This window comes from Rhodococcus aerolatus, from assembly GCF_054783215.1.
The window spans coordinates 1-26532 of record NZ_BAAGQZ010000042.1 but is presented as its reverse complement, the minus strand read 5'-3'; the positions used below and the strand labels follow the sequence as shown (position 1 = coordinate 26532).

Annotated in this window: 18 protein-coding genes and 2 pseudogenes; 12 read left to right on the top strand and 8 right to left on the bottom strand. The window is 72.5% G+C overall.

The genetic code is table 11. The features are described 5' to 3' along the window. Positions 1-614 (top strand): annotated as a pseudogene (locus ACYVOF_RS15210) (hypothetical protein); the annotation flags it as partial. Between the two features lie 14 nt (positions 615-628). Here the strand turns inward: ACYVOF_RS15210 and ACYVOF_RS15205 are convergent. Then, positions 629-1021: a DUF5319 domain-containing protein gene (locus ACYVOF_RS15205; protein WP_460867907.1), complete on the bottom strand. Its 393-nt coding sequence runs from the start codon at positions 1019-1021 to the stop codon at positions 629-631. Positions 1022-1167: 146 nt separating this feature from the next. Between ACYVOF_RS15205 and guaB the strand changes: the two genes are divergently transcribed. The 6 genes from guaB (at position 1168) to ACYVOF_RS15175 (ending at position 11760) form a co-directional block, all read left to right on the top strand. After that, positions 1168-2703, top strand: a complete 1536-nt coding sequence (gene guaB / locus ACYVOF_RS15200; protein ID WP_460867905.1) for an IMP dehydrogenase — start codon at positions 1168-1170, stop codon at positions 2701-2703. Positions 2704-2765: 62 nt separating this feature from the next. Continuing rightward, positions 2766-3908 (top strand): GuaB3 family IMP dehydrogenase-related protein, encoded by a 1143-nt coding sequence (locus ACYVOF_RS15195; RefSeq protein WP_460867903.1) that lies wholly within the window; start codon positions 2766-2768, stop codon positions 3906-3908. 108 nt (positions 3909-4016) lie between these two features. Beyond that, positions 4017-5780 (top strand): FAD-dependent oxidoreductase, encoded by a 1764-nt coding sequence (locus ACYVOF_RS15190; protein ID WP_460867901.1) that lies wholly within the window; start codon positions 4017-4019, stop codon positions 5778-5780. Between the two features lie 3 nt (positions 5781-5783). Continuing rightward, positions 5784-6374 carry an ASCH domain-containing protein gene (locus ACYVOF_RS15185; protein WP_460867900.1) on the top strand — a complete coding sequence of 197 codons (591 nt, stop codon included), beginning with the start codon at positions 5784-5786 and terminating at the stop codon, positions 6372-6374. A 9-nt stretch (positions 6375-6383) separates the two neighbouring features. Then, on the top strand, positions 6384-7985 hold the full coding sequence (gene guaA, locus ACYVOF_RS15180; protein ID WP_460867898.1) for a glutamine-hydrolyzing GMP synthase: 1602 nt from the start codon (positions 6384-6386) through the stop codon (positions 7983-7985). Between the two features lie 10 nt (positions 7986-7995). Beyond that, entirely contained in the window at positions 7996-11760 is a 3765-nt protein-coding gene (locus tag ACYVOF_RS15175; RefSeq protein ID WP_460867895.1) for an NACHT domain-containing protein, read from the top strand. A gap of 87 nt (positions 11761-11847) precedes the next feature. Here ACYVOF_RS15175 and ACYVOF_RS15170 read toward each other — a convergent pair whose 3' ends face one another. The 3 genes from ACYVOF_RS15170 to ACYVOF_RS15160 all read right to left on the bottom strand — a co-directional run bounded on the left by ACYVOF_RS15170 (position 11848) and on the right by ACYVOF_RS15160 (position 16208). After that, positions 11848-14301, bottom strand: coding sequence for a transglycosylase domain-containing protein (locus ACYVOF_RS15170; RefSeq protein ID WP_460867894.1), 2454 nt, complete (start codon positions 14299-14301; stop codon positions 11848-11850). A gap of 91 nt (positions 14302-14392) precedes the next feature. Next, positions 14393-15061 carry an LppP/LprE family lipoprotein gene (locus ACYVOF_RS15165; protein WP_460867892.1) on the bottom strand — a complete coding sequence of 223 codons (669 nt, stop codon included), beginning with the start codon at positions 15059-15061 and terminating at the stop codon, positions 14393-14395. A 106-nt stretch (positions 15062-15167) separates the two neighbouring features. Further along, on the bottom strand, positions 15168-16208 hold the full coding sequence (locus ACYVOF_RS15160) for an LLM class F420-dependent oxidoreductase (RefSeq protein ID WP_460867890.1): 1041 nt from the start codon (positions 16206-16208) through the stop codon (positions 15168-15170). A gap of 156 nt (positions 16209-16364) precedes the next feature. On the opposite strand from ACYVOF_RS15160, the gene ACYVOF_RS15155 reads away from it, so the two are divergent. From ACYVOF_RS15155 to ACYVOF_RS15145, 3 genes are read left to right on the top strand one after another with little or no spacing between them, the layout of a single operon-like run. Further along, positions 16365-17756, top strand: coding sequence for an aldehyde dehydrogenase family protein (locus tag ACYVOF_RS15155; protein WP_460867888.1), 1392 nt, complete (start codon positions 16365-16367; stop codon positions 17754-17756). Positions 17757-17768: 12 nt separating this feature from the next. After that, positions 17769-19310: an acyl-CoA synthetase gene (locus ACYVOF_RS15150; protein WP_460867886.1), complete on the top strand. Its 1542-nt coding sequence runs from the start codon at positions 17769-17771 to the stop codon at positions 19308-19310. After that, a complete protein-coding gene (locus tag ACYVOF_RS15145) occupies positions 19307-19879 on the top strand; it encodes a TetR/AcrR family transcriptional regulator (RefSeq protein WP_460867884.1) in 573 nt (190 codons plus the stop codon). Before ACYVOF_RS15150 ends, ACYVOF_RS15145 begins: the two co-directional genes overlap by 4 nt. Here ACYVOF_RS15145 and ACYVOF_RS15140 read toward each other — a convergent pair. The 3 genes from ACYVOF_RS15140 to ACYVOF_RS15130 all read right to left on the bottom strand — a co-directional run bounded on the left by ACYVOF_RS15140 (position 19876) and on the right by ACYVOF_RS15130 (position 21591). Beyond that, entirely contained in the window at positions 19876-20919 is a 1044-nt protein-coding gene (locus ACYVOF_RS15140) for a serine/threonine-protein kinase (protein ID WP_460867882.1), read from the bottom strand. The two genes, ACYVOF_RS15145 and ACYVOF_RS15140, sit on opposite strands and share 4 nt — an antisense overlap. Before the next feature lies 1 nt (position 20920). After that, positions 20921-21211, bottom strand: coding sequence for a hypothetical protein (locus ACYVOF_RS15135; RefSeq protein WP_460867880.1), 291 nt, complete (start codon positions 21209-21211; stop codon positions 20921-20923). Between the two features lie 92 nt (positions 21212-21303). Beyond that, on the bottom strand, positions 21304-21591 hold the full coding sequence (locus tag ACYVOF_RS15130) for a chorismate mutase (protein WP_460867879.1): 288 nt from the start codon (positions 21589-21591) through the stop codon (positions 21304-21306). Positions 21592-21847: 256 nt separating this feature from the next. Here ACYVOF_RS15130 and pcrA point away from each other — a divergent pair, with 256 nt between their 5' ends. Beyond that, entirely contained in the window at positions 21848-24220 is a 2373-nt protein-coding gene (gene pcrA, locus ACYVOF_RS15125) for a DNA helicase PcrA (RefSeq protein ID WP_460867877.1), read from the top strand. A gap of 60 nt (positions 24221-24280) precedes the next feature. On the opposite strand, the gene ACYVOF_RS15120 is transcribed toward pcrA, so the two are convergent. Next, complete coding sequence (locus ACYVOF_RS15120) at positions 24281-25063, bottom strand: M23 family metallopeptidase (protein WP_460867913.1); 783 nt, start codon at positions 25061-25063, stop codon at positions 24281-24283. A gap of 485 nt (positions 25064-25548) precedes the next feature. On the opposite strand from ACYVOF_RS15120, the pseudogene ACYVOF_RS15115 reads away from it, so the two are divergent. After that, a pseudogene (locus ACYVOF_RS15115) lies at positions 25549-26532 on the top strand (hypothetical protein); the annotation flags it as partial.

Sequence of the window (26532 nt, the reverse complement as noted above, 5' to 3'; positions counted from 1 at the left end):
CGGCCGCCGCGGCCGAGGCGGTGGTGCTGCTGGGGCTCGCGGGCGTGGGGGCCCACGACGCCGGGCCCGGGGACCCGCTGTTCGGCGTCACCCAGGTCGTGTTCGCCGATCGGGCCCGGGCCGAGGTGGCCCAGGTCGTGGCCGACACCGCGCTGGCCGACGCCTCGCGCGCCCTGGCCGAGGGCCGGCCCGCCGACGCCGGCGAGGCGCTCGCCCGGGCCGACGCCGCCCTGGCGCGCGCGGGCACGGCGGTGGCGCCCGAGCAGCGCGAGCGCTACGAGCAGCTGACCCGGGCCTGGGGGGCGGCGGCCGTCGTGGCGGTGCCCCGCCCGGGGGGCTTGACGTCCGCGCCCGCCGCGGCTCCCACGACGGGCGCCCCGACGCCCCCCGTCGCACCGCGTCCCCCCGGTCCGGTCGCGACCCCGGCGCCGGTGAGCCCCGCGCCGACCGCCGCGTCCCCCACGGGGACACCCGCCCCGGCGCCCTCCACGCAGCCCACGCCGACGACGACCTCCCCCGCACCGGTCACGACCACGACGGCCGAGCCGTCGACGACGTCGCCCGCCCCATCCCCGGCTGCGCCGATGGAGAGCCCCACGCCCCCGACGGGCTGACGGGGCCGACCCGGTCAGGCGTCGAAGTGCTCCTCGGCGGTCACGGCGTCGGCGTAGCCGCGGCAGTAGTCCCACGTGACGTAGGCGTCGGGGTGCGGGTCGAAGGCGGGCTCGTGCGGGCGGACGGTGCCGTCCACCAGCAGCTGCAGCAGGTTCGCCCGCAGCATGTCCCAGTCGTGGTAGTGCTCGGCGTGGCAGTCCTCGCAGGACACGACGAGCCCGCGCACCCCGCGGTCGACCAGCAGGGCCTCGTACACGGCCAGGTCGGCGAGGTCCTCCTCGACGGCGGCGCGCTCCTCGGGGTCGAGCGGCTCGCCGGGCTCGAGCGCGTCGAGCGCCGCGGACGGGTCGGCCGGGTCCCCGGCGAACGGGTCCGGGGGGAGACCCGGGGGCAGGTGGTCGCGCACGTCCCCACGGTACGCAGGAGACCGCCCGGTGATCCAGTGGTGGACCCCCGGCCGGGCCCCGCGGGGAGCGCCCCGCCCGGGGGAGTGGCGCACCCCGCCGGGCCGATACGATGGCGCGGTCCCCACCAGCCGAGGAGGCCCTCCGGATGAGCAGCACCACGGAACGCGTGCCCACCGGCGGGGACGACCCGACCAAGATCGCGATGGTCGGGCTGACCTTCGACGACGTGCTCCTGCTGCCCGCCGCGTCGGAGGTGGTGCTTGCCGAGGCGGACACCTCGAGCCGGCTCACCCGCGGCATCCGGCTGCGCACCCCGCTGGTCAGCTCGGCCATGGACACCGTGACCGAGTCGCGGATGGCCATCGCCATGGCCCGCGCCGGCGGGATGGGCGTGCTGCACCGCAACCTCTCGGCGGGCGACCAGGCCGCCCAGGTCGAGACGGTGAAGCGCTCCGAGGCCGGCATGGTCACCGACCCCGTCACCTGCTCACCGGACATGACCCTCGCCGAGGTCGACGCGCTGTGCGCCCGCTTCCGCATCTCCGGGCTGCCCGTGGTCGACGACGCCGGGCAGCTCGTGGGGATCTGCACCAACCGCGACATGCGCTTCGAGATGGACCAGAGCCGCCGCGTGGCCGAGGTGATGACGCCGGCGCCGCTGATCACCGCCCGCGAGGGCGTCACTGCCGACGCCGCGCTGGGCCTGCTGCGGCGGCACAAGATCGAGAAGCTGCCCATCGTCGACGGGCACGGCGGGCTGCGCGGGCTGATCACGGTCAAGGACTTCGTCAAGACCGAGCAGCACCCCGACGCCACCAAGGACGCGGACGGCCGGCTGCTCGTCGGGGCGGCCGTGGGCATCGGCGACGACGCCTGGGTCCGCTCGATGGGCCTGGTCGACGCCGGGGTGGACGTGCTCGTCGTCGACACCGCGCACGGCCACAACCGCCAGGTCCTGGACATGGTCAGCAAGCTCAAGGCCGAGCTCGGGGGCCGGGTCGAGGTCATCGGCGGCAACGTCGCCACCCGCGCCGGGGCGGCCGCGCTGGTCGAGGCGGGCGCGGACGCGGTCAAGGTGGGCGTCGGCCCCGGCTCCATCTGCACCACCCGGGTTGTGGCCGGGGTGGGCGCGCCGCAGATCACCGCCATCCTCGAGGCCGTCGCCGTCTGCGGCCCCGCGGGCGTCCCCGTCGTCGCCGACGGCGGGCTGCAGTACTCCGGCGACATCGCCAAGGCGCTCGCCGCGGGCGCCAGCACCGTCATGCTCGGCTCCCTGCTCGCCGGCACCGCGGAGAGCCCGGGGGAGCTCATCCTGGTCAACGGCAAGCAGTTCAAGACCTACCGCGGGATGGGCTCGCTCGGCGCCATGGCCGGCCGCGGCGCCGCGGGGGCGACGTCGCCCTCCTACTCCAAGGACCGCTACTTCCAGGACGACGTCCTCTCGGAGGACAAGCTGGTCCCCGAGGGCATCGAGGGCCGGGTGCCCTTCCGCGGGCCGCTCTCCCAGGTCACCCACCAGCTCGTCGGCGGGCTTCGCTCGGCCATGGGCTACACGGGCGCGAGCACCATCGCCGACCTGCAGCGCGCCCAGTTCGTGCAGATCACGGCGGCGGGGCTGACCGAGAGCCACCCGCACGACATCACCATGACCGTCGAGGCCCCGAACTACACCTCCCGCTGACCGGCCCGGGGCCGGCGCCCACCCACTCGTAGCCACGACCACCCGCAGAAGGGGGCTCGCCCGTGCGCGACCTCGTCGAGATCGGCATGGGCCGCACCGCCCGCCGCACCTACCAGCTCGAGGACGTCGACATCGTCCCGTCCCGGCGCACCCGGTCCTCGCAGGACGTCTCCACCGCCTGGCAGCTCGACGCCTACCGCTTCGACCTGCCGCTGCTGGCCCACCCCACCGACGCGCTGGTGTCCCCGGAGTTCGCCATCGAGCTCGGCCGCCTCGGCGGGCTCGGCGTCGTCAACGGCGAGGGCCTGTGGGCGCGGCACGCCGACGTCGAGGACGTCCTGGAGGGCATCACCCACGCCGCCGCGACCGACGACGACGACACCGAGGCGATCCGGATGCTGCAGCGGGCGCACGCGGCCCCGCTGCAGCCGGACCTGCTGGCCGCGGCCGTGGCGCAGGTGCGCGACGCCGGGGTGACAGTGGCGGTGCGGGTGAGCCCGCAGAACGCCCGCGCGCTCACCCCAGGCCTGCTCGCCGCGGGGGTCGAGCTGCTCGTGGTGCAGGGGACGATCATCTCCGCCGAGCACGTCGCCGGGGACGGCGAGCCGCTCAACCTCAAGACGTTCATCGCCGAGCTCGACGTGCCCGTGGTGGCGGGCGGGGTCAGCGACCACCGCACCGCGCTGCACCTCATGCGCACCGGGGCCGCCGGGGTCATCGTCGGCTACGGCTCCACCCCGGGGGCGACGACGACCGGCGAGGTGCTGGGCATCGGGGTCCCCATGGCCACCGCGATCGCCGACGCGGCGGCCGCGCGCCGGGACTACCTCGACGAGACCGGCGGGCGCTACGTCCACGTCATCGCCGACGGGGACGTGCACTCCTCGGGCGACCTGGCCAAGACCATCGCCTGCGGCGCGGACGCCGTCGTCGTGGGTGCCCCGCTCGCCGCGGCCGCGGAGGCCGCCGGCGGGGGCTGGTACTGGCCGTCCGCCGCGGCGCACCCGTCCATGCCGCGCGGCGCGTTCCTGCCCGTGGACCCCCTGGGGGAGCGCCGGCCGCTCGCGCAGGTGCTCAACGGTCCGTCGGACGACCCGTTCGGCTCGGTCAACCTGGTCGGCGGGCTGCGCCGGTCGATGGCCAAGAGCGGCTACACCACGCTCAAGGAGTTCCAGAAGGTCGAGCTGACGGTCGCCTCCCGCTAGCCCCCGGCACCAGCGGGTGGGCGTCCCGACGCCGGTGTGGGTTACCGTGAATCACGGTTACCGGCCGGTAGGTCGGGCCGCGGTCGCTGGTACAGGGAGGTACTGACGGTGGGACGTGCGCGCAGGTCGACCGGGTCGGGCAGCCGGCTGGACTACGACGTGCTGGTCGTCGGCTCCGGGTTCGGGGGCAGCGTCGCGGCGCTGCGGCTGACCGAGAAGGGCTACCGGGTCGGCGTGCTCGAGGCGGGCCGCCGCTTCACCGACAGCGAGCACGCAGCCACCTCGTGGGACCTGCGCAAGTACCTGTGGGCGCCCAAGCTGGGCTGCTTCGGCATCCAGCGCATCCACCTGCTGCGCGACGTGCTGATCCTGGCCGGCGCCGGGGTCGGCGGCGGCTCGCTGGTCTACGCGAACACGCTCTACAAGCCGACGGCGCCGTTCTTCCAGGACCCGCAGTGGGCGGGCATCACCGACTGGCACGACGAGCTGCAGGACCACTACGAGCAGGCCAGCCGCATGCTGGGCGTCGTCACCAACCCCACCCACACCCCCGCCGACGTGGTGATGCAGGCCGTCGCCGAGGACATGGGGGTGGGCGACACGTTCCACCCGACCCCCGTCGGGGTGTACTTCGGCGAGCCGGGCCGCACCGTCGAGGACCCCTACTTCGGCGGGGTGGGCCCGTCGCGCACCGGCTGCACCGAGTGCGGCTCCTGCATGACGGGCTGCCGCGTGGGCGCCAAGAACACCCTGGTCAAGAACTACCTCGCGCTGGCCGAGCGGGCCGGGGCCGAGGTGCTGCCGCTGACCACGGCGACCTCGCTGGAGGAGCGCAGCGACGGCACCTGGGTGGTGGGCACCGAGCGCACCGGTCGCTGGGTCCGCAAGGGCCGGCGCACCCTCACCGCGGGCCAGGTCGTGCTGGCCGCCGGGTCCTGGGGCACCCAGAACCTGCTGTTCGACATGAAGGACTCCGGCCGCCTGCCGCGGCTGTCGGACACCCTGGGCCGGCTCACCCGCACCAACTCCGAGTCCATCGTGGGGGCGGGCGCCTACAAGGTCCCCGAGGACGACTTCACCCAGGGCGTGGCCATCACCTCGTCGTGGCACCCCGACGCCGACACCCACATCGAGCCGTGCCGCTACGGCAAGGGCTCCAACGCCATGGGCCTGCTGCAGACCCTGCAGACCGAGGGCGGCAAGCCCTACCCGCGCTGGGTCGACTTCCTGCGCCAGCTCGTGAGCCACCCGCTGCAGTTCCTCCGCATCGTCTCGGTGCGGAACTGGTCCGAGCGCACCGTCATCGCCCTGGTCATGCAGAACCTGGACAACTCGATCACCACGTTCACCAAGCGCCGGCTGCTGGGCCGGGGCCGCAAGCTGACCAGCAAGCAGGGCCACGGCGAGCCGAACCCCACGTGGATCCCGGTGGGCAACGAGGCCGTGCGGCGCATCGCGGAGAAGATCGACGGCGTGGCCGGCGGCACGTGGGGCGAGATCGCGGACATCCCGCTCACCGCCCACTTCATCGGCGGCGCCGTGATCGGGGCGGACGCCGAGCACGGCGTCATCGACCCCTACCACCGGGTGCACGGCTACCCGGGACTGTCCGTCGTGGACGGTGCCGCGATCTCGGCGAACCTCGGGGTCAACCCGTCGCTGACCATCACCGCCCAGGCCGAGCGGGCGTTCTCGCTGTGGCCCAACAAGGGCGAGGCCGACGCGCGCCCCGAGCAGGGCCGCGACTACCAGCGGCTCGACCCCGTCGCGCCGCAGGCGCCGGTGGTGCCCGAGGACGCCCCGGGCGCGCTGCGGCTCCGGCTGCCCGTGGTGGCGGTCCGCCAGGGGGAGTCGGCCCGCGTCCCGGCCTGACCGGTGCTGATCCGTCCGGCCGAGCTGGCGGCCATCCGCGAGGGGCGGGTGGACCTGGCCTTCCGGCGGTGGGACCGGCCGCGGCTGGTGGTCGGCACCCGGATGCGCACCGCGGTGGGCCTGCTCGAGGTGACCTCGGTCGACCGGGTGCCGCTGCGGGCCATCACCGCGGCGGAGGCCCACCGGGCGGGTGCGTCGACGCTGGCCGAGCTGCGCCACCGGCTGGCCGCCCACCCCGAGCGGCCCGTGCACCGGGTGGGGCTGCGGTGGGCGGGGGAGGACCCGCGGGTCGCGCTGCGCGAGGACGCCGACCTGACCGACGACGACCGGGCCGCGCTGCTCGCCCGGCTGGACCGGCTCGACGCGGCGTCGCGGCACGGGGCGTGGACGCGGCCGGTGCTGGCGCTCGTCGCGGCGAACGAGGGGGTCCGCGCGCCCGACCTCGCCGCCCGGCGCGGGCTGGAGACGCTGGTGTTCAAGCGTGACGTCCGCAAGCTCAAGGAGCTGGGGCTCACCGAGTCGCTCGACGTCGGCTACCGCCTCTCGCCCCGGGGCCGGGCGCTGCTCGACGGTCCCGGGGGGCCCGGCCAGTAGTCTCCACCGGTGCCCGACGACCCCAGGCCCGACGCCCCGCCGCCCGAGCAGGCCCCGCCCACCGACGACCGGCCGGTGCTCGTCGTCGACTTCGGTGCGCAGTACGCCCAGCTGATCGCCCGGCGGGTGCGCGAGGCGAACGTGTACTCCGAGGTCGTCGCCCACGACACCCCCGTCGCCGAGCTGCTCGCCCGGGACCCGGCCGCGATCGTGCTCTCCGGCGGCCCGTCCAGCGTCTACGTCGACGACGCCCCCGCCCTCGACCCGGCCCTGCTCGAGGCCGGGGTGCCCGTGCTCGGCATCTGCTACGGGTTCCAGGCCATGGCCGGCGCGCTGGGCGGCACCGTGGCCGAGACCGGCACCCGGGAGTACGGCCGCACCGAGCTGACCGCGCAGGGCGGCGCGCTGCACGACGGGCTGCCGCCGTCGCAGCAGGTGTGGATGAGCCACGGCGACGCCGTCACCGCCGCCCCGCCCGGGTTCACCGTCACCGCCACCAGCCCCGGGGCGCCGGTGGCCGCGTTCGAGGACCGGGCGCGGCGCATGGCCGGGGTGCAGTACCACCCCGAGGTGCACCACTCCCCGCACGGCCAGGAGGTGCTCCACCGCTTCCTGCACGACGTGGCCGGCATCGAGGGCACCTGGACCGCGGCGAACATCGCCGAGGGCCTCGTCGAGCAGGTGCGCACCCAGGTCGGCGACGGCCGGGCCATCTGCGGGCTCTCCGGCGGGGTCGACTCGGCGGTGGCCGCGGCCCTGGTGCAGCGCGCCATCGGCGACCGGCTGACGTGCGTGTTCGTCGACCACGGGCTGCTGCGGGCCGGGGAGCGCGAGCAGGTGGAGCAGGACTTCGTCGCCGCCACCGGGGCCCGGCTCGTCACCGTCGACGCCGAGCAGGTGTTCCTCGACGCCCTCGCCGGCACGTCGGACCCCGAGACCAAGCGCAAGGCCATCGGTCGGGAGTTCATCCGGGCCTTCGAGCGGGCCACCGCGGAGGTCCTCGAGGGTGCGCCGGGCTCCGTCGACTTCCTCGTGCAGGGCACGCTGTACCCCGACGTCGTCGAGTCCGGCGGCGGCTCCGGCACGGCGACGATCAAGAGCCACCACAACGTGGGCGGGCTGCCCGACGACGTCGAGTTCTCCCTCGTCGAGCCGCTGCGGCTGCTGTTCAAGGACGAGGTCCGGGCCGTGGGCCGCGAGCTCGGCCTGCCCGAGGAGATCGTCGGCCGCCAGCCGTTCCCCGGCCCGGGCCTGGCCATCCGCATCGTCGGCGAGGTGACGGCCGACCGGCTGGTCACGCTGCGCGCCGCCGACCTGGTGGTGCGCCAGGAGCTGACCGCTGCCGGGCTGGACGGCGAGATCTGGCAGTGCCCGGTGGTGCTGCTGGCCGACGTGCGCTCGGTGGGGGTGCAGGGCGACGGCCGCACCTACGGCCACCCCGTGGTGCTGCGGCCGGTGTCCAGCGAGGACGCGATGACCGCGGACTGGACCCGGGTGCCCTACGACGTGCTCGAGCGCATCTCCACCCGCATCACCAACGAGGTCGCCGAGGTCAACCGCGTGGTGCTCGACGTGACGAGCAAGCCGCCGGGCACCATCGAGTGGGAGTGAGGAAGAGAGTATGGCCTACGACTACGAGCAACTCCTGGACGAACAGTTTCAGATGGTATGTCAAGCCCTGCTGGTATCTGAATTCCCAGGCGTGCAGTGCTTGCCAGTTGGAATGCCCGACGGAGGGCGTGATGGCTTCCGAACTGACCCCGAAACCAACGACCGGACGATCTATCAAGTCAAATTCTCTCGCGATTATAGGAAATTGGACGACCCAGTCAAGTGGGTAATCGAAGCAGTTCAAGGCGAGATGAAGAAAATCAAGCGTCTTATTGAGCGGGGTGCATCCTCCTATCACCTTATTGTCAACGTTCCAGGGACTTCTCACCTGGATACGGGAAGGGTCGACAGGGTTCAAAGCTTTCTCGACGAGACGCTTGAGTTGCCAGCAACATGTTGGTGGCGCGAAGATTTAGATAGGCGACTAGACGTAAATTTTGACTTGAAGATGAGGTACCCCGCGCTACTGAATGGACCTGATGTTTTAAGGCAACTGTGGATGGGTCGCGGCGGTCCCGCCGCGGAGCGTCGAAACAACGCGCTACGCAGCTATTTCGCGGCGCAGCATAAACTAGATGAGACAGTAAGGTTTAAGCAGGCCGAACTGCTGCCAAGCCCGTTGTTTGATCTATATGTTGATGTTCCAGCGGAACCAGTCTTAAAGGGTTCAAGCTCAGCTAGGTCTTCCGTACTAAGCGACTTTATTGGCGTGCTGAACCGTCAAGCACGTCAACGTGGTGGCGACGACGAGGTGGGACCGGCGATCATGAGAAGTCGCGCACGCTTCCGTTTGAGCCGAGGTGGTCAGGCGGCGAGTGTGTCAACTCTTGGGCTGCCCTTTGAGCTCGGCGCATCTGAACTTCTTCTGGACACAGAGTTTTCCGAAGCGCAGCCTCTCGTAGTTTTAGAGGGGGCTCCTGGCCAAGGAAAGTCGACACTAGCTCAATTCATGGCACAAGTTCACCGGCAAAGATTACTAGGTGACTCATTCAAGGCGGGCTATTTGGGTAACCAAATTGTGAACAGTCCGCTCAAGTTGGTGTTCAAGATTGAAATGCGGGATCTTGCAGTTTGGATTAACGGTCGTGATCCGTGGGGTGGAATCGATGAGCCCTTGCATGCTGAAGCGCATTCGTTGGAAGCGTGCCTTGCGGCACATGTTCGCCAGAACTCGGGTGGGGCCAGTTTTTCGGTAGATGACTTTCTTCAAGTCTGTCGCGACAGTCCTGTTGTTGTAATCTTGGATGCTCTCGACGAGGTGGCCGATTTGGTGACTCGTCAACTTGCTGTTGATGAAGTGTCAGCTGCCGTTGCGAGACTACGGCAGCAAAGCGACCAATTCTCAGTTGTGGTCACAAGCCGTCCGACAGCGCTCGCAAATGCTCCAACGTTTAGCAGTGATACATTCTGCTTCTTGAAACTGTCGCAAATTTCGCCAGAATTGGCACGTCAATACACGAGCAGATGGTCGAAAGCGCGTCAATTAGGCCCATCGGAAGTGTCGGACCTCGCAGAGATGTTGGAAACAAAACTGCGCCAACCACATATGGCGGACCTAGCTTCGAATACGATGCAATTGTCAATCTTGTTGAGCCTACTTCATCTCCGGGGTCCCAGCCTGCCCGATAAGCGAACGGAGTTGTACGACACGTACATCGAAACGTTTCTGAACCGAGAGTCAGAGAAGAGCGATGTCGTACGTGACAATCGCGAGTTGTTAATCGATATCCATCGTTATCTGGCATTTTTTCTACATGCCGGTGCCGAATATACTGGTGGCAGCGGTCGTATTGGAGTCGAAGCGCTAAAGGTGCTGCTGGCTGAATATCTCGTCCGCGACGGACACAACGAATCGCTAGTAGACAGTCTGCTCTTGGGTGTCGTGGAACGTGTAGTGGCTCTAGTGTCTCGAACGGAAGGTACCTATGAGTTCGAGGTGCAGCCCTTGCGGGAATACTTTGCGGCCCGCTTTCTGTACGATACTGCGCCGTATTCGCCCGTTGGCAGGGAACGCCGTGGAACTAAGCCTGATCGATTTGATGGGATTGCGCCCAACCCGTACTGGTTAAACGTAACGCGCTTCTACGCCGGGTGTTTCAGTAAAGGTGAACTGTCAGACCTGGCTGATCGAGTTTGTGAACTTGTGGAAAATCAAGCTGCGACCTTTGCGATCTTCCCGAGGGCGCTAGCTTCTGCATTACTTGTCGATCTGGTATTTTCGCAATCTCCAAAGTCTGCACGACGAGTTGTCTCGAGCGTTCTAGCCGACGAAGGGCTGCGGCTCGCAATCCTGTTCGATTCTCCAATTTCCTTAAGCGCTGGAACAGAGGGCGCGCTTCAATTGCCTATCGGGGGAGGTCGAGCGGAGTTAGTCGCTGCTTTGAAACAAGAGTTATCGCGGGACGGGGATACGGACCGTGCCTTCCATCTTGCTCGGGCCTTAAACGTCAATGGTGAGCGACCCGATCTCATTGATTGGTGGAAGAGTTTCTTCCAAATTCGCCACCCGTCCGACAATTCGACCTGGATTCGCATTGCAGGCTGGTTGGGCATACTTGATGGGGTATCAGACGACGTTGTAGATCGAATCGATGACCAATCGGATAGCGATCTCGAAGCCTGGGACATCCTGGGCCGCTGCGATGTTGTTTTGGCAAACAGTTCTGCCCGGACAAGGCAAGCTGCGTTGCGTGGTGTTCTGTCTCAGGCGGCGTGCGATTATAGCGGGACCTTGGCGAGAAAGGGTGCCGTCGGCCGGATTCAAGATTGCGCCAACGGCGAACTGTGGTTCGAATTGTTGACGGAGTCATGGCGGTTTCCGTACAAGAATGCAGGTTACGAGCCACTCGCTCTCGACACCTCTTTCGAACTAACGGAGGAAGGAATTGCAAATGTCGCAATGGTGGTTGAGCACTGTCTAGATGGCCCAGTATCGAGTTCTCTTGCCCCATGGACAACGGCAATCGGCGCTCTCGAACTTCTCGCTGGTCGGTCGCGTGCTTCAATCGGACTAGCAGTTATGTCCGCAGCGATTGTTTCTGGCACGGAGCGCGGAGCGGGAGCGAATAATCTCTTTGATGAAACGTTTCCGCTGACCAGTCGAATGCGAAACGCGAGGCTGCGCCGGTCGCAATTGAAGTGGTGGTCAAAGATGGCGGACGGTATTGCTAGCGATTCCGACCGCTTTCTTTGGCTCTTAGCTCTCTCTGTTTGGGCGGACTGCGAGGTGTTGGACGGCTTGCAACCGACGGTTAGGGAGACAATTTCGAAAGCGTCGGCGGCAGATGTCAATACTTTAGTTCATTACATGAACAAGTATCACTCGATCTCCGGCCGAAAAAAACAGAAAATCAGTTCCACTTGGACAGAAGAATTGGACGCCGCAGCGTTCTTGGTTTGGAGGCGGCATGATCCTGATAGCCTTCTCAAACTTGTTTTGAGTAAAGTTGGGAAGGTTTCGCTAACTCAAAGTCAGGCGACCGCGGTCTCCTTGATGTTGATGGATGCGGTTTCGGCCCGGCGTGCACCCATCGCGACGCTCTTGGACGCAATTAGTTGGTGTCATGAATTTGGCGGCAGGCTCACGCAGCGAGACGACGAGGTCTTCGGCGCTTCAAAAGGCGTGGATGGCAACGTGATTGCCGACATTCGTTCACGTCAATGGTCTCTGCCGTCGACCGTCCTTCAATCACTTGCGTTGCACCAATATCGCGCCAAGCGGAGTGGCGCGGTTCAAAAGGTGCTCCCGATCGCTAGGGCGGAGAAATGGTTGTAGCGAACAACCAGGCGGCCAAGATGCGAGGTGTGCAAACAGCACAAGCCAGGAGCGATTAGTTTCCGCCGCACAAACGGACGGTCGAGCTCATGGTTGACCTAGCCCAGGCACAAGCGGGGGGATGGTGACGACCGGGGCCTGCGGGCCCGGGACGTAGTCGGTGGGGGTCGGGGGCGGCCCGGGGGTGTAGCGCGGCGCCGCCGGCGCGACGACGGGCGGCGGCGGGGGCGGCAGCGGGGCGCTGGTGGTCGGCCGCGGCTCGGTCCGGGGCACCACCCCGCTGCTGACCTTCAGCGTCACCGTCGCGCCGGGGGCCGACGGGCCCGTGACGCTCTGCGAGAGCACCGTGCCGGACGCGGCCGTGCTCGCCACGCTGGTGCGCATCGAGCGGAACCCGGCCGCCTGCAGCCGCTCGCCCGCCTCGGCCGCGGGCAGGCCCGAGACGTCGGGCACCCGCAGCGCCGGGTCACCGTCGACGTAGCGGGGGTCGGGCGGGGGCAGGTCGGCGGGGCCGAAGCGGTCCAGCACCGGGCCGAGCGCGGAGTAGAACGTCCGGGCCGGGACGGTGCCGCCGAGGATGGTGCCGTCGTCGCAGGCGCGCAGCGGCTCGACGCAGATGCCGCGCGGGGTGGGGGAGTCGCCGTAGACCAGCGTCGACGCGGCGAGCGAGCCGGTGAACCCGAGGAACGCCGCGGAGTGCTCCTCCTCCGTGGTGCCCGTCTTGCCCGCCGCCCGGGCGGTCCAGCCGGTGGCGGCCGCCGCGGCGGCGGAGGTGCCGCCCGGCTCGTCGTCGTGGCTCAGCGCGTCGGCCAGGGTGTCGGCCAGCCCGGGCTCCACCACCTGCTCGCACGGCTGGTCGCGCAGCGCCACCGACGCGCCGGTCCGGTCGGTCACCGAGTCGACAGGGGTCGGGGGGCACCACCGGCCGTGCGAGGCGAGGGTGGCGGCCACGTTGGCCTGCTCCAGCGGCACCAGCTCGACCGGCCCGAGGGTGAACGACCCCAGCGGCGGGGACGCCCACGACTGCACCAGGCTCTCCCCGGGGGCGGCCGAGTCCGGCGCGGAATAGGTGCGCATGCCCAGCCGCACGGCCATGTCGATGGTCTCCGGCACCCCCACGCCGGCCTCGAGCGCGACGAAGGTGGTGTTGGGCGACTGGGCCAGCGCGTCGGGCACGCTCATCTGCGGCGGGTAGTAGCCGAAGTTCGTGACGCAGTACCGCCCGCGGGGACAGCCGTTTGCCCCGCCGGAGTCGCCGATGCCGCTCAGGGCCAGCTTCTCCGGGGTGTCGAGGGTGGCCGCGGTCCCCATGCCGGCCTCCATCGCGGCCGCGGCGGTGAAGACCTTGAACGTCGACCCGGCCCCGGTGCTGACCAGCGACCACGGCTGGGGCAGCACCGTCGCGGGCAGGGTCAGCCCGTGGTCGCGGCTGCTGGCCATGGCCAGGACGCGGTGGGTGTCCTGGCCCGGCTGCACCACGTTCATCACCTCCGCCACGTCCGGCAGGTCGGCGGGGACCTGCTCGGCGAGCGCGCGGCGCACGTTGTCCTGCACCACCGGGTCCAGCGTGGTCCGGATGGTGTAGCCGCCGCGGCGCACCTGCTCGGGGTCGAGGCCCGCGCGGGCGAGGTAGTCCAGGGCGTAGTCGCAGAAGAAGCCGCGGTCGCCGGCGCCGAGGCAGCCGTTGGTGGGGAACCGGGGCTCGGGCAGCACGCCGAGGTCGGTGGCCCGCGCGGTGGCGGCGGCGCCCGGGTCGAGCACCCCGGTGGCGACCATCGCGTCGAGCACCACGCCCCGGCGGGCGAGCACCGCGGCGGGGTCGGTGTACGGGTCGAGGGCGGACGAGGCCTGCACCATCCCGGCGAGCATCGCCGCCTGCGGCACCGTCAGGTCCTTCGCGGCCACGCCGAAGTAGGTGCGGGCGGCCTGCTCGATGCCGTAGGCGCCGTTGCCGAAGGGCACGAGGTTGAGGTAGCGGGTGAGGATCTCGTCCTTGCCCAGCTCCCGGTCCAGTGCCAGGGCGATGCGGATCTCGCGCAGCTTGCGGGCCGCGGTCGTCTCGACCGCCTGGCGGCGCTGCGCGTCGTCCTGCGCGACGACGAGCAGCAGGTAGTTCTTGACGTACTGCTGGGTCAGCGTCGAGGCGCCCTGCTCGACCTGCCCGGACGAGGCGTTGGTCAGGAACGCCCTCACCGTGCCCTGCCAGTCCACGCCCCGGTGGGAGTAGAAGCGGCGGTCCTCCACGGCGACGACGGCCAGCTTGACCGCCTCGGCGATGTCCTGGCCCGCGACCGGGGTCCGGCGCTGGTCGTAGAGGAAGGCGATGGGGGTGCCCGCGACGTCGGTCACTGTCGTCATCGCCGGGACCTCGCCGCGGGCGAGGTCCGCCGTCACCGACCGGACGGCGTCGTTGGCCCGGTTGGACGCCAGCCCGGCCCACCCGGCGGCCGGCACGAGGGCCACGGCGAGGACGAGGCCGGCCACCACGCAGCCGGTGACGAGGCGGACGAGCCGCACCGCGGCCTGCGACCCACCACGCACGGCGTCCTCCCGGTCCCCGGGCCGTCCTCGCCCCGGGCCTCGATGATGACGGGTGCGGGCGCCCGGGGCGAGGGGATCGGGGGAACCGGCGTCAGGAGGTGGGCGGCGGGGCGTCGAGCATCTGCACGCGGGTGCCGTCCCACCGGTAGCGGACCGAGGTGTAGGTGCCGTCGTTGCAGGCGTTGCACGAGCCGGGGAGCTTGTAGGTCAGGCCCACCGTGTCGTCGGTGGTGGCCGCCGGGTTGAACTCGGTGAACCCGTAGGCCTTGCTGGTCCCGGTGCCCAGGTACTGCCCGTCGTGGAACATCAGCGCCTGCGTCGGCGAGCTGACCGTGCCGCCCTGCACCGAGACCAGGGCGGTCGAGAGCGTGGCGCAGGGGTCGTAGTTGCCGCCGATCGGGGTGGTGGCGAACTCGCGGCCGGTGAGCGGCTCGACGCCCAGCGACCGGGCCGCGGAGGCTATCTCCGGGGCGCCGAGGTCGACGCCGCAGTCGGTCCGGGCGGGCGCGGCCGTGGTCGCCGGGGCAGCGGTCGTGGTGGTGGTCGCCGGGCTCGTGGTGGTCGTCGTCGTGGTGGTCGTGGGCGCCACGCTCGAGGTGGTGACGGCGGTCGCGGACGCGACCGGCGCCGGTGCCGCGGTGCCGTCGCCCGACGAGCAGGCCGTCACAGCGGTGAGCACCGCGGCACCGCCCACGACGAGCCGGACCAGCCGGCGGGACGCAGCGGACGGGTGGGCCGGAGGTGGGGTGCGCTGAATCATGTGTTTACCGAAACACACGATTCGGAGTCGCCGGAACCCGTCGACACCGAGTCGTGACGCCCCCGCGACCCGCCGGTGGCCGTGGGCCGGACACCCGGCTCCGGGGTCAGCCCAGGATGTCCCGCAGGCCCTCGACCGCGGCCAGCCGCCCGGCATGGTCGCCGGCCAGCGCCTGGATCTTCAGCGTGGTCACGCCCGCCGCCCGGAACGCCTCGACCCGCTCCGCGACCCAGGAGCGGGGGCCGATCAGCGACACGGAGCGGACCAGCTCGTCCGGGACCGCCGCGGCGGCCTCCTCCTTGCGGCCGTCGAGGTAGAGGTCCTGGATGACCTTCGCCTCGTCGGCGTAACCGTAGCGCTGGGCCAGCTCGTTGTAGAAGTTCTTGCCGCGCGCCCCCATGCCGCCGACGTACAGCGCGACCACGGGCTTGACCCACTCCAGCATCGGGGCGGGGTCGTCGGTGACCGCGAGCGCCACCCCGACGGAGGTGTCCATCTCGCCCAGCGCCGGGTCGCGCTTGGCCCGCCCCGCGGCCAGCGGCTCGCCCCACACCTCGTGGGCGCGCTCGGGGTGGAAGAAGATCGGCTCCCAGCCCTCCGCGATCTCGGCGGTGAGCTCGACGTTCTTGGGCCCCAGCGAGGCGATGGTGATCGGGATGCGCTCGCGCACGGGGTGGTTGATGAGCTTGAGCGGCTTGCCCAGCCCGGTGCCCTCGCCCTCGGGCAGCGGGATGTCGTAGTGCTTGCCGTGGTGGACGACCTTCTCCCGGCGCCACACCTGCCGGCAGATCTCGACGAGCTCGCGGGTGCGGCCCAGCGGGGCGTCGTAGCGGACCCCGTGGAATCCCTCCACCACCTGCGGCCCGGAGGCGCCGATGCCGAGGGTGAAGCGGCCGTCGGAGACGTAGTCCAGCCCGGCCGCCGTCATCGCCGTGAGCGTGGGGGTGCGGGTGTAGATCTGCAGGATCCCCGAGGCGATCTCCAGGCGCTGCGTGCTGGCCGCGAGGTAGCCGAGCTGGGACACGGCGTCGAAGGAGTACGCCTCCGGCACGGTGACCACGTCGAGCCCCGCGGACTCCAGCTCGGAGAGCTGGGCCACGGACTCCTTGAAGCTGCCTGCGTAGCCGAGCTGCATGCCGATGCGCACGTCCGGACACCCCTGTCCTCGGGCCCGCACCGGGTGGACCGGGCGGGCAGCCTCGTGCCGTCGTCGGTGACGGCCCCCGCACCGTAGCCGGGGCCGCTCACCATAACCGGTGTTACGGTGACCAGGGTCACGCCGAGACCAGCCCCGAGGAGCCGCATGACCGGGACCCTTCCCCGCCGCACCACCGTCGAGGACCCGGCCGCCCTGCTCGCCCGGCTGCGCACGACGCACGCCACGGGCCGCACCCGGGACCTGGCCTGGCGCCGCACCCAGCTCGAGGGGGTGGAGCGGATGCTCGCCGAGCAGGAGGACGTCTTCGTCGCCGCGCTCGACGCGGACCTGGGCCGTCCGCGGGTGGACAGCTTCCTGGCCGACCTCGCGCCCAGCACGGCGGAGTCGGCCTACGCCCGCAAGCACCTCGCCCGCTGGGTGCGCCCGCACCGGACCACGCTGCCGCTCTCGGTGCTGCCGGGGTCGGGCCGCTACCAGTACGAGCCGCTCGGCGTGGTGCTCGTGGTCGGGCCGTGGAACTACCCCGTCTTCCTCACCCTCGCCCCGCTGGTCGCCGCCCTCGCGGCCGGCAACTGCGCCGTGATCAAGCCCTCCGAGCACACCCCGGCCACCACCGCGGCGCTGGTGGCCCACCTGCCCCGCTACGTCGACCCCGACGCCGTCGCCGTCGTCACCGGCGGGCCCGCCGAGACCCAGGAGCTGCTGGCCCAGGGCTTCGACCACTGCTTCTTCACCGGCAGCCCCGAGGTGGGGGCCAAGGTGATGGCCGGCGCGGCCCCGACGCTCACCCCGGTCACCCTCGAGCTGGGCGGCAAGAGCCCGGTCATCGTGGCCGCGGACGCCGACGTCGCGGTGGCGGCCAAGCGCATCGCGTGGACCAAGCTGGTCAACTCCGGGCAGACCTGCGTGGCGCCGGACCACGTGCTGGTCGACGCCACCGTCCGCGACGAGCTGGTGGCCGGCATCCGGGCGGCGGTCGCGGACATGCGCGCGGGCCAGCCGCCGCTGCGCATCCTCGACGAGCGGCAGACCACGCGGCTGGCGGGGCTGCTCGACGACCACGGCGGGGAGGTCGTGCTCGGCGGCCGCTTCGACCCCGCCACCGCCACCGGGGAGCCGACCGTCGTCGTCGACCCCGACCCGGGCTCGGCGCTGATGCGCGAGGAGATCTTCGGCCCGATCCTGCCCGTCATCACCGTGTCCGGTGTGGACGACGCGGTGGCGCGGGTCAACGCCGGCCCGAAGCCGTTGGCCGCCTACGTGTTCACCCGGTCGAAGGAGACCGCCCGGCGGGTGGCCGACGACGTGCCCTCCGGCGCCACCGTGGTCAACCACCTCATGTTCCACGTGCTGGCCCCGCAGCTGCCGTTCGGCGGGGTCGGCCGCAGCGGGTCCGGGGCCTACCACGGGCGCTGGGGCTTCGAGACGTTCAGCCACCGCAAGTCCGTGCTCACCAAGGGGACCCGGCCGGACCCGTCCTTCGTGTACCCGCCGTACTCCCGTCTCGCCGAGCGCCTGCTGCGCCGCATCTTCTGAGGGAGGTCGACCGTGTTCCCCGGAGCCCACGCCGCCACCACCCCGGACAAGGCCGCCGTCGTGGTGGCCGAGACCGGGGAGACCCTCACCTACGCCCAGCTCGACGACGCCTCGGCCCGGCTGGCCCACGTGCTCCACGACCGCGGCCTGCGGCGCGGCGACGTGGTGGGCCTGCTGTCCGACAACGACCCCCGCTGCTTCGTCGTCTACTGGGCGGCCCTGCGCTCCGGGCTCTACGTGACCGCCGTCAACCACCACCTGCTGCCCGCCGAGGTCGGCTACATCCTCGACGACTGCGGGGCCGCGGCCGTGGTGGTGTCCGCGACGAAGGCCGACGTGGCCCGCGCGGTGGTCGACGCCACCCCGGGCGTGCGCACCCGGATCGCGTTCGGCGGCACCGTCCCCGGGCACGAGGACCTCGACACCGTGCTCGCCGCCGCGCCCGCGCAGCCCCCCACCGACCAGCCGCGCGGCACGGACATGCTGTACAGCTCGGGGACGACCGGGCGGCCCAAGGGCATCAAGCCGCCGCTGCCCGACCGCCAGGTCGGTGACCCCGGCGACCCCTACACGGCGGTCTTCGGGGCCCGTTACGGCTTCGGGCCCGACACGGTCTACCTCTCACCCGCCCCGCTCTACCACGCGGCCCCGCTGCGCTTCGGCGGCGTGGTCCAGGCCCTCGGCGGGACCGTCGTGGTCATGCAGCGGTTCGACGCCGAGGGGGCGCTGGCGGCCATCGAGCGCTTCGGGGTCACCCACAGCCAGTGGGTGCCCACGCACTTCGTCCGCCTGCTGAAGCTGCCCGCCGAGGTGCGGGAGCGGCACGACCACTCCACCCTGCGCGTCGCGGTCCACGCCGCTGCGCCCTGCCCACCGGAGGTGAAGCAGGCCATGATCGCGTGGTGGGGCCCGGTGCTCGAGGAGTACTACTCCTCGAGCGAGGGCAACGGCATCACCTTCGTCAGCTCCGCGGAGTGGCTGGCCCGCCCCGGCACCGTCGGCCGCGGCGGGGTGCTGGGCGACGTGCGCATCTGCGGTCCGGACGGCGCACTGCTGCCGCCGGGCGAGGTGGGCACGGTGTACTTCGAGCGCGACGAGCGGCCGTTCAGCTACCACGGCGACGAGGCGCGGACCGCGGCCGCGACGCACCCCGACCACCCGACGTGGACCACCACCGGGGACCTCGGCCACCTCGACGACGACGGCTACCTGTTCCTCGCCGACCGGCAGGCCTTCGTCATCATCTCCGGCGGGGTCAACATCTACCCGCAGGAGGTCGAGGACGCCCTGGCCCTGCACCCGGGGGTGCTCGACGTCGCCGTGATCGGGGTGCCCGACCCGGAGATGGGGGAGTCCGTCACCGCCGTGGTGCAGCCCGCGCCCGGCGCGACCCCCGGCCCCGGGCTGGCGGCCGAGCTCGTCGCGCACCTGCGCACCCGGGTGGCCGGGTACAAGGTGCCCCGCACGGTCGACCTCGTGGCCGAGCTGCCCCGCACCCCCACCGGCAAGCTCGTCAAGCGCACCCTGGTCGCGGCGTACGCCGACCGCCGGTGACCCGCGCCGGACGGGCCACGGTCACCCGTGAGCGCTACTTCGCCGCCGCGATGGAGCTGCTCGCCGCGGACGGGCCCTCGGCGCTGACCCTGAGCCGGCTGTGCGCGGCGGTCGGGGTGACCAGCGGGTCCTTCTACCACCACTTCGTGGGCGTGGACGGGTTCGTCGGCGCGCTGCTCGAGCACTGGGAGGCGCAGCAGACCCGTCGCATCCTCGAGGTGGTGGGTGCCTCGGCCGACCCGTGGCAGCGGGTGTCGGTGGTCAAGCACCTCGGGGCCGCCCTGCCCCACCGCGCGGAGGCGGCCATCCGCTCCTGGGCGGCGGCCGACGCGGCGGTCGGGGCGGCGCAGCGCCGCGTCGACGCCGAGCGGACCGAGGGCCTGCGCGAGGTCGTCGCCGGGGTCGGGGTGCCCCCGGCGACCGCCTCCCGGCTGGCCCGCCTCGGCGTGGCCCTGCTGGCGGGGGCGCAGCAGACGGGCCACCCCGACGAGCCGGCGGTGGTGCTCGAGCTCTTCGGCGACCTGGAGGACCTCGTCCGCACCCACGCCGCGCGCGCCGGCGGGGGCTAGAAGCCGGCCACGACCACGCCGACGACCACCAGCAGCGCCACCAGCACGGCGAGGACCACCGCGACCGTGACCACCGGCGGCCCGCCCCGGGGGGCGTCCTCGTCGGCGTCGCGCAGCCGGACCGCCGGGCCCGGGGCGTCCTCGGCCGCCGCCGGGGCGGGCGCGGGGGCTCGGGGGGCCTCGCCCCGGGCCACCGCGGCGAGCAGGTCCCGTGCCGTGGCGGCGTCGGGCCGGTCGGCGGGGTGGGGGGCCATCAGCCGGGTCAGCACCGGGCCCAGCGCGCCGACGGGGGCGGTGTCGGGCAGCTCGGCCGCGGCCACCCGGCGCAGCAGCGCCCGGGTGTCCTCGTCGGAGCCGAAGGGCGGGGCCCCGACGACCAGCGTCCACACCGTCGAGCCCAGCGAGAACACGTCGGAGGCGGGCGTCGGGTCCGCCCCGCGGGCCACCTCGGGGGAGAAGTAGACGGGGGTGCCGACGATGTCGTCCTCGGCGCTGCCCGCGGCCTCGCTCATCATCCGGGCGATGCCGAAGTCGGTGAGCCGGGCCGTGGGCGGCCGGCCCTCCCCGACGAGGACGTTGCCCGGCTTGACGTCGGCGTGGACCACGCCGGCGTCGTGGGCCGCGGCCAGCGCCCCCGCCACGGCCGCGCCGAGGCGCGCCGCCTCGGCCACCGGGAGCGGGCCGGAGCGCCGCAGCTGCGCGCCCAGGCTCTCCGAGGGGAAGTGGTCCATGACGAGCCAGGCCCGGCCCCCGTCGACGGTGACGTCCTGCACCGTGACGGCGTGGGCGTGGCGGACCCGGGCGGCGGCCCGGCCCTCGCGCAGCACGGCCGCCCGGCGGTGCTGCGCCTCGTCGTCGTCGGCCGCGGCGCCCTGGCCGAACACCTGCTTGAGGGCCACCTCGCGGTCCAGCCGCTCGTCGCGGGCCAGCCACACCGTGCCCATGGCCCCGGTGCCCACCGGCCGGGCGAGCCGGTAGCGGCCGGCGAGCAGGACCCCTGGGCGGGCACCCGAGGCGTTGCGGGGTGACTCGACGCTCATCTCAGCGCCCCGCGAAGCGGGTCCGGGTGGCCTGCAGCTGGGCGGTGGCGAGGCCCGCGCCGACCGCGCCGAGCACGATCGACAGCAGCGGGGCCCCGGCGACGAGCACGAGCGAGAGCAGTGCGGCCGCGCCGGCCCCGGCGGCGACCGGTGCCTTGCCGCGGACGTGCCGCGAGACCTCCGCGGTGCCCGCCCGCTGGGACGCGGCCCTGCCGAGCAGAGCGAGGTAACCACCGTTCCCGGCGGCGGCCAGCACCGCGACGAGCGCGACGAGCAGCGCGACGATCTCCATGTCCCCCATAGTGCCCGAGACGTCGGCGTGACCCGGGCGCGCCGTCGGGGGGTGTCGGTCACGCCCCGCCCGCCGGGCCGGGGCCGGCCGGGCTAGTGCCCCAGCCGGCCGCGGCCCATGCGCAGCAGCAGCATCGCGAGCTGCTTGCCGTCGGGCCCGAGGACGTCGCCGAAGCGCTCGATGACCGCCATCTCCCGGCCGTGGACGAGCTTGGTGCCGCCGGAGGCGAGCCGCGCCGCGCCGATCGCGCGGGACACCTCCTGGCGGCGACGCACGGCGTCGACGATCTCGCGGTCGAGCCGGTCGATCTCCAGGCGCAGCGCGTCGATGTCCACGGGCGCGGTGCCCTCCTGGCCGGGCTCGGTGCTGGTGGTGCTCATGTCGGGGGTCTCCTCGGGATCAGGCGGGGGCGGGGCGGCTCACCGGCTGCCTGGTCCCTCCACGAGAAGAGCCCCGGGTCCGGTGCGGACCGCGGGGCTCGTGGAGTGGTCGACTACGACCGGGCGACGGGCACCGGGGTCCGGTGGCCGTAGGTAAAGCGCTCTGCTCGCACCGCCCGAGTCTGCACCGCCCCGGCCGTCGCGGCAAGCGTGGGCGGCAGCGGTGTCGGCGCCCGGCGGTAACCTGGGGTCCCTGATGAGCACCCCCGCGCGCACCCAGCCCGACCGTCCCGAGCACCCCGTCCCGGCCCTGCGGCGGGAGTCCTCCGCCGCGCTGCTCGAGGGCCTGAACCCGCCGCAGCGCGACGCGGTGCTGCACTCGGGGTCGCCGCTGCTGATCGTGGCCGGGGCCGGGTCGGGCAAGACGGCGGTGCTCACCCGCCGGATCGGCTGGCTGCTGGCCGAGCGCGAGGTGGCCCCGGGCGAGGTCCTGGCCATCACCTTCACCAACAAGGCGGCGGCGGAGATGCGGGAGCGGGTCGCCGCCCTCGTCGGCGGGCGCGCCCGGGTCATGTGGGTCTCCACCTTCCACTCCACCTGCGTGCGGATCCTGCGGCGCGAGGCGGCGAACCTGCCCGGGCTGACCTCGTCGTTCTCCATCTACGACTCCGACGACACGCGCCGGCTCATCACCCTGGTGGCCCGCGACCTCGACCTCGACCCCAAGCGGTACCCGGCGCGGACGCTGGCCACCCACATCTCGAACCTGAAGAACGAGCTGGTCGACCCGGAGACGGCGAAGGCGGACGCGGCGGACGACCTGGCCCGGCGGGTGGCCGAGGTCTACGCCGCCTACCAGCAGCGTCTCCGCGCGGCCAACGCGCTCGACTTCGACGACCTCATCGGCGAGACCGTCGGGCTGCTGCAGGCTTTCCCCGACGTCGCCGAGCACTACCGGCGCCGGTTCCGCCACGTCCTCGTCGACGAGTACCAGGACACCAACCACGCCCAGTACGTCCTGGTCCGCGAGCTGACCTCCGGCACGCCGGGCGTCGAGGACGCCGAGCTGTGCGTGGTGGGTGACGCCGACCAGTCGATCTACGCCTTCCGCGGGGCGACGATCCGCAACATCACCGAGTTCGAGCGCGACTACCCGCAGGCCCGCACGATCCTGCTGGAGCAGAACTACCGCTCCACCCAGACGATCCTCTCCGCCGCCAACGCCGTGATCTCCCGCAACACGGAGCGGCGCGAGAAGCGGCTGTGGACCGACTCCGGCGACGGCGAGAAGATCGTCGGCTACGTCGCGGACAACGAGCACGACGAGGCGGCGTTCGTCGCCGGCGAGATCGACCGGCTCGTCGACACCGGGGACGCGGTCTTCGGCGACGTCGCCGTGTTCTACCGGACCAACAGCTCGTCGCGGGCGCTGGAGGAGGTGTTCATCCGCCTCGGCCTGCCCTACCGGGTGGTCGGCGGGGTGCGGTTCTACGAGCGCAAGGAGGTCCGCGACGCGATCGCCTACCTGCGGGTGCTGGCCAACCCCGAGGACGAGACGAGCCTGCGGCGCATCCTCAACACCCCGCGCCGGGGCATCGGCGACCGGGCGGAGGCGTGCGTGGCGGCGCACGCGGAGCGCCAGCGGACGGGGTTCGCCGACGCGCTGCGGGCGGGGGCGCGCGGCGAGGTCGCGCTGCTGGCCACCCGCTCGCAGAAGGCCGTCGCCGGGTTCGTCGACCTGCTCGACGAGCTGCGGGCGATGCTCGACGGCGGCGCGGACATCGGCGAGGTGCTCGAGGCGCTGCTGGACCGCACCGGCTACCGCGCCGAGCTCGAGGCCAGCGAGGACCCGCAGGACGGCTCCCGGCTGGACAACCTCACCGAGCTGGTCAGCGTGGCCCGGGAGTTCGCGGCGGGCGAGGGCATCACCACCGAGCAGGCCGCGGAGGAGGGGCTGCCCGAGCCCGGGTCGCTGGCCGCCTTCCTGGAGCGGGTCTCGCTGGTGGCCGACTCCGACCAGGTGCCCGACTCCGGGGACGGCGTGGTCACCCTCATGACGCTGCACACCGCGAAGGGCCTGGAGTTCCCCGTGGTGTTCGTGACGGGGTGGGAGGACGGGCAGTTCCCGCACCTGCGCGCGCTCGGCGACCCCAAGGAGCTCTCCGAGGAGCGCCGCCTGGCCTACGTCGGCATCACCCGGGCCCGGCACCGGCTCTACCTGTCGCGGGCGCTGGTGCGCTCGGCGTGGGGCCAGCCGGTGGCCAACCCGGAGTCGCGCTTTCTCACCGAGATCCCGCCGGACCTCCTGCACTGGCGCCGCCTCGAGCCGCGGCGCAGCGCTGGCGCGACGGGTCCCAGCCGCTTCGGCACCGGGGGCGACTCCGCGCAGGCCGGGCTGGCCCAGCGCGGGATGCGCTCCACGTCGTTCCGGGGCTGGGCCAACGAGGGCGGCAAGGCCTCCGGCCTGGTGCTGGCCGTGGGGGACAAGGTCAGCCACGACAAGTACGGCGTGGGCACGGTGGTCGGAGCCGACGGGGCGGGCCCACGCGCCACGGCGACCATCGACTTCGGGTCCTCGGGCACGGTGCGGCTCATGCTCATCGGCAGCGTGCCGATGGTGAAGCTCTAGCCGGTCGCGCGGCGATCCGCCGCAGCGAGGTCTCGGCGAGACCCGTCACCCCGGGGGGTCCTAGCCCATCATCGGGCCGAGGTTGATGCCCCGCTGCGCCAGCCACGGCAGCGGGTCGATCTTGTCCTTGCCGTTCGCCCAGACCTCGAAGTGCAGGTGCGGCCCGGTGGACTGGCCGCGGTTGCCGATGGTGGCGATCTCCTGCCCCGCGGTGACCCGGGTGCCGGTGGGGGCGATGATCTCGTTGACGTGGCCGTAGACGGTGATGGTGCCGTCGTCGTGCAGCACCCGGACCCAGAGCCCGAAGCCGCTGGCCGGGCCGGCCTCGATGACGGTGCCCGCGGCGACCGCGCCGATGGGGGTGCCGATGGCGTTGGCGATGTCGATGCCGAGGTGCTGCGCGCCCCAGCGGGCCCCGAACCCGGAGGTCAGGGTGCCCTGGGCGGGGTCGACGAAGAGCGGGGCGCGGGCGGCGGCCTCGCGCGCGGCGCGCTCGTCACCCATGCGCTGGCCCTTCGCCAGGGCGGTGAGCGCGGTGGGGTCGGCCTGCTTGGCCACGGTCAGCACCTGCGGCGCTGCGAGGGCGGCGGGCACGGCGACGGCGGAGCTGCCCGCGGCCAGCGACACCTCCTGCGTAGCGGCGCCGGCGGGGGAGTCGGAGCCGACGGCCTGCACGGTCGCCACGATGGCGCCGGCGGCGACGACGGCTGCAGCGGCGCGGCCCCGGGTGACCGCGGTGCGGTGCAGCCCGCGGGCGGCGGGGCCGGCCTCGTCAGCGGCGGTCTCCGTGTCGGTGGCGACCCCGGCGTCGGTGGGGGCGGCGACGATCGTGGGCTTGACCACCCTGGGGGCGGCCGGCGCGGGGATGACGGCGACCGGACCCGGGGCGGGAGCCGCCTGCTCGGCGAGCCTGGCCTGCGCCTGGGCCAGGGCGAGCGCCAGGGCCGCGGACGGAGCGGCCGAGGAGCTGCGGTGTCTCGCCAAGGTCCCACCCTTCGTGTCGTCGCCGGGCACGAGACGCGCGGGGCCGCCCGCGGTGCGCGGGTCGTGTGTTCCCGGGGACCTCAGGCCTGGCCTGCCAGCGGGGCGAGCCCCGGCTGTCGTCCTTCTCGTGACCGGACCGTGATGTCGAGTCGGGCGACGGTAACGAAAGCATTGCGGCGGGCGCAAGCACGGATCCCGGTGCGGCGCAGTCGAGGTGACCCAGGTCACTGCCGACGGAGGTGGCCGTCATGGAGGGTGAGCGGAGCGTCACCACCCGTGCGTGCGGGGACGTGGCCGCGCCCGGTGGGTGCTGGCCGCGGCGCCAGACGTTAGCGTCGCCCCCCGTGGTGGGACGAGGCACGGCCGGGCCCCGGGGCGGGGTCGGGCGGCTGGACGGTCCCGACCACCTGCTGGGCGTCCGGGGTGCCGGGGTCGCGCTGCTCGTCGCCCTGCTCGGGTCCGTCGCCGTCGGCCTGGGGCCCGTCCTCGGGGCCGCCCGGGCGCAGGACGGCACCGAGCTGGGTCCGCAGCCCCTGGCCGCCGTCGCCGCCGCCGTGCTGGCCCTGCTCGTGCCCGCAGCCGCCGCCGTGCTGCTGCGGGAGGGGCGGGTCGCGGGCGCGGTCGGCCTGCTGCTCGGCGCGGGCGTGGTCGCGGTGGGCGCGGGCGTCGCCGACCTGCAGCTGTTCGTGGGCGGTCTCGACGCCGACCGCCTCGAGCTCGTCCGCCCCACGACCGCCGCCCCCCTCGCCCCGGGACCCGGCGCCGTCGCCGTGCTGCTGGGCCACGCGCTGCTCGTCGTCGCCGGGGTCCTCGCCGTGGTCTCGCTGCGCCGCTCCGGCGTGCTCGACGACCCGGACGCCGACGTGCGGGGCGGCGACGGCCGTTCCGGCGGGGACGGCACGGCCGCGGGCCGCTCGGGGGGCGTGGTGGTGGCCGTCGCCGGCACCGCCGCCGTCGTGCTCGCGGCGGCCCAGCTGGGGCCCGCGCTGCGCTCCACCGACCCGGTGCTGCTCACCCCGGCCCCGGTGGGCGCCCCGGCCGCGCTCGCGGTCTCCGCCGTCGTCGTCGCGCTCGGCGTCCTCCTCGTGGCGGCGCTCGCCGCGGTGTCGGCCAGCCTCGCCACCGCGGCCGGGGCCCTGGCCGGCGCGGGCCTGGGTGCGCTCGGCCTCGCGGCGCACCGGGTGCTCGCCGGGCTGACCGCCTCCCGGGTCTCGCCCGGGTGGGGTGCGGTCGTCGCGCTGCTCGCCGCGGTGGCGCTCGTCGGGACCGCCGCCTGGGCGCCCGTCGCCGCCCGTCGCCGCCGGGCCGCGGCCACCGGTGCGCCCGTG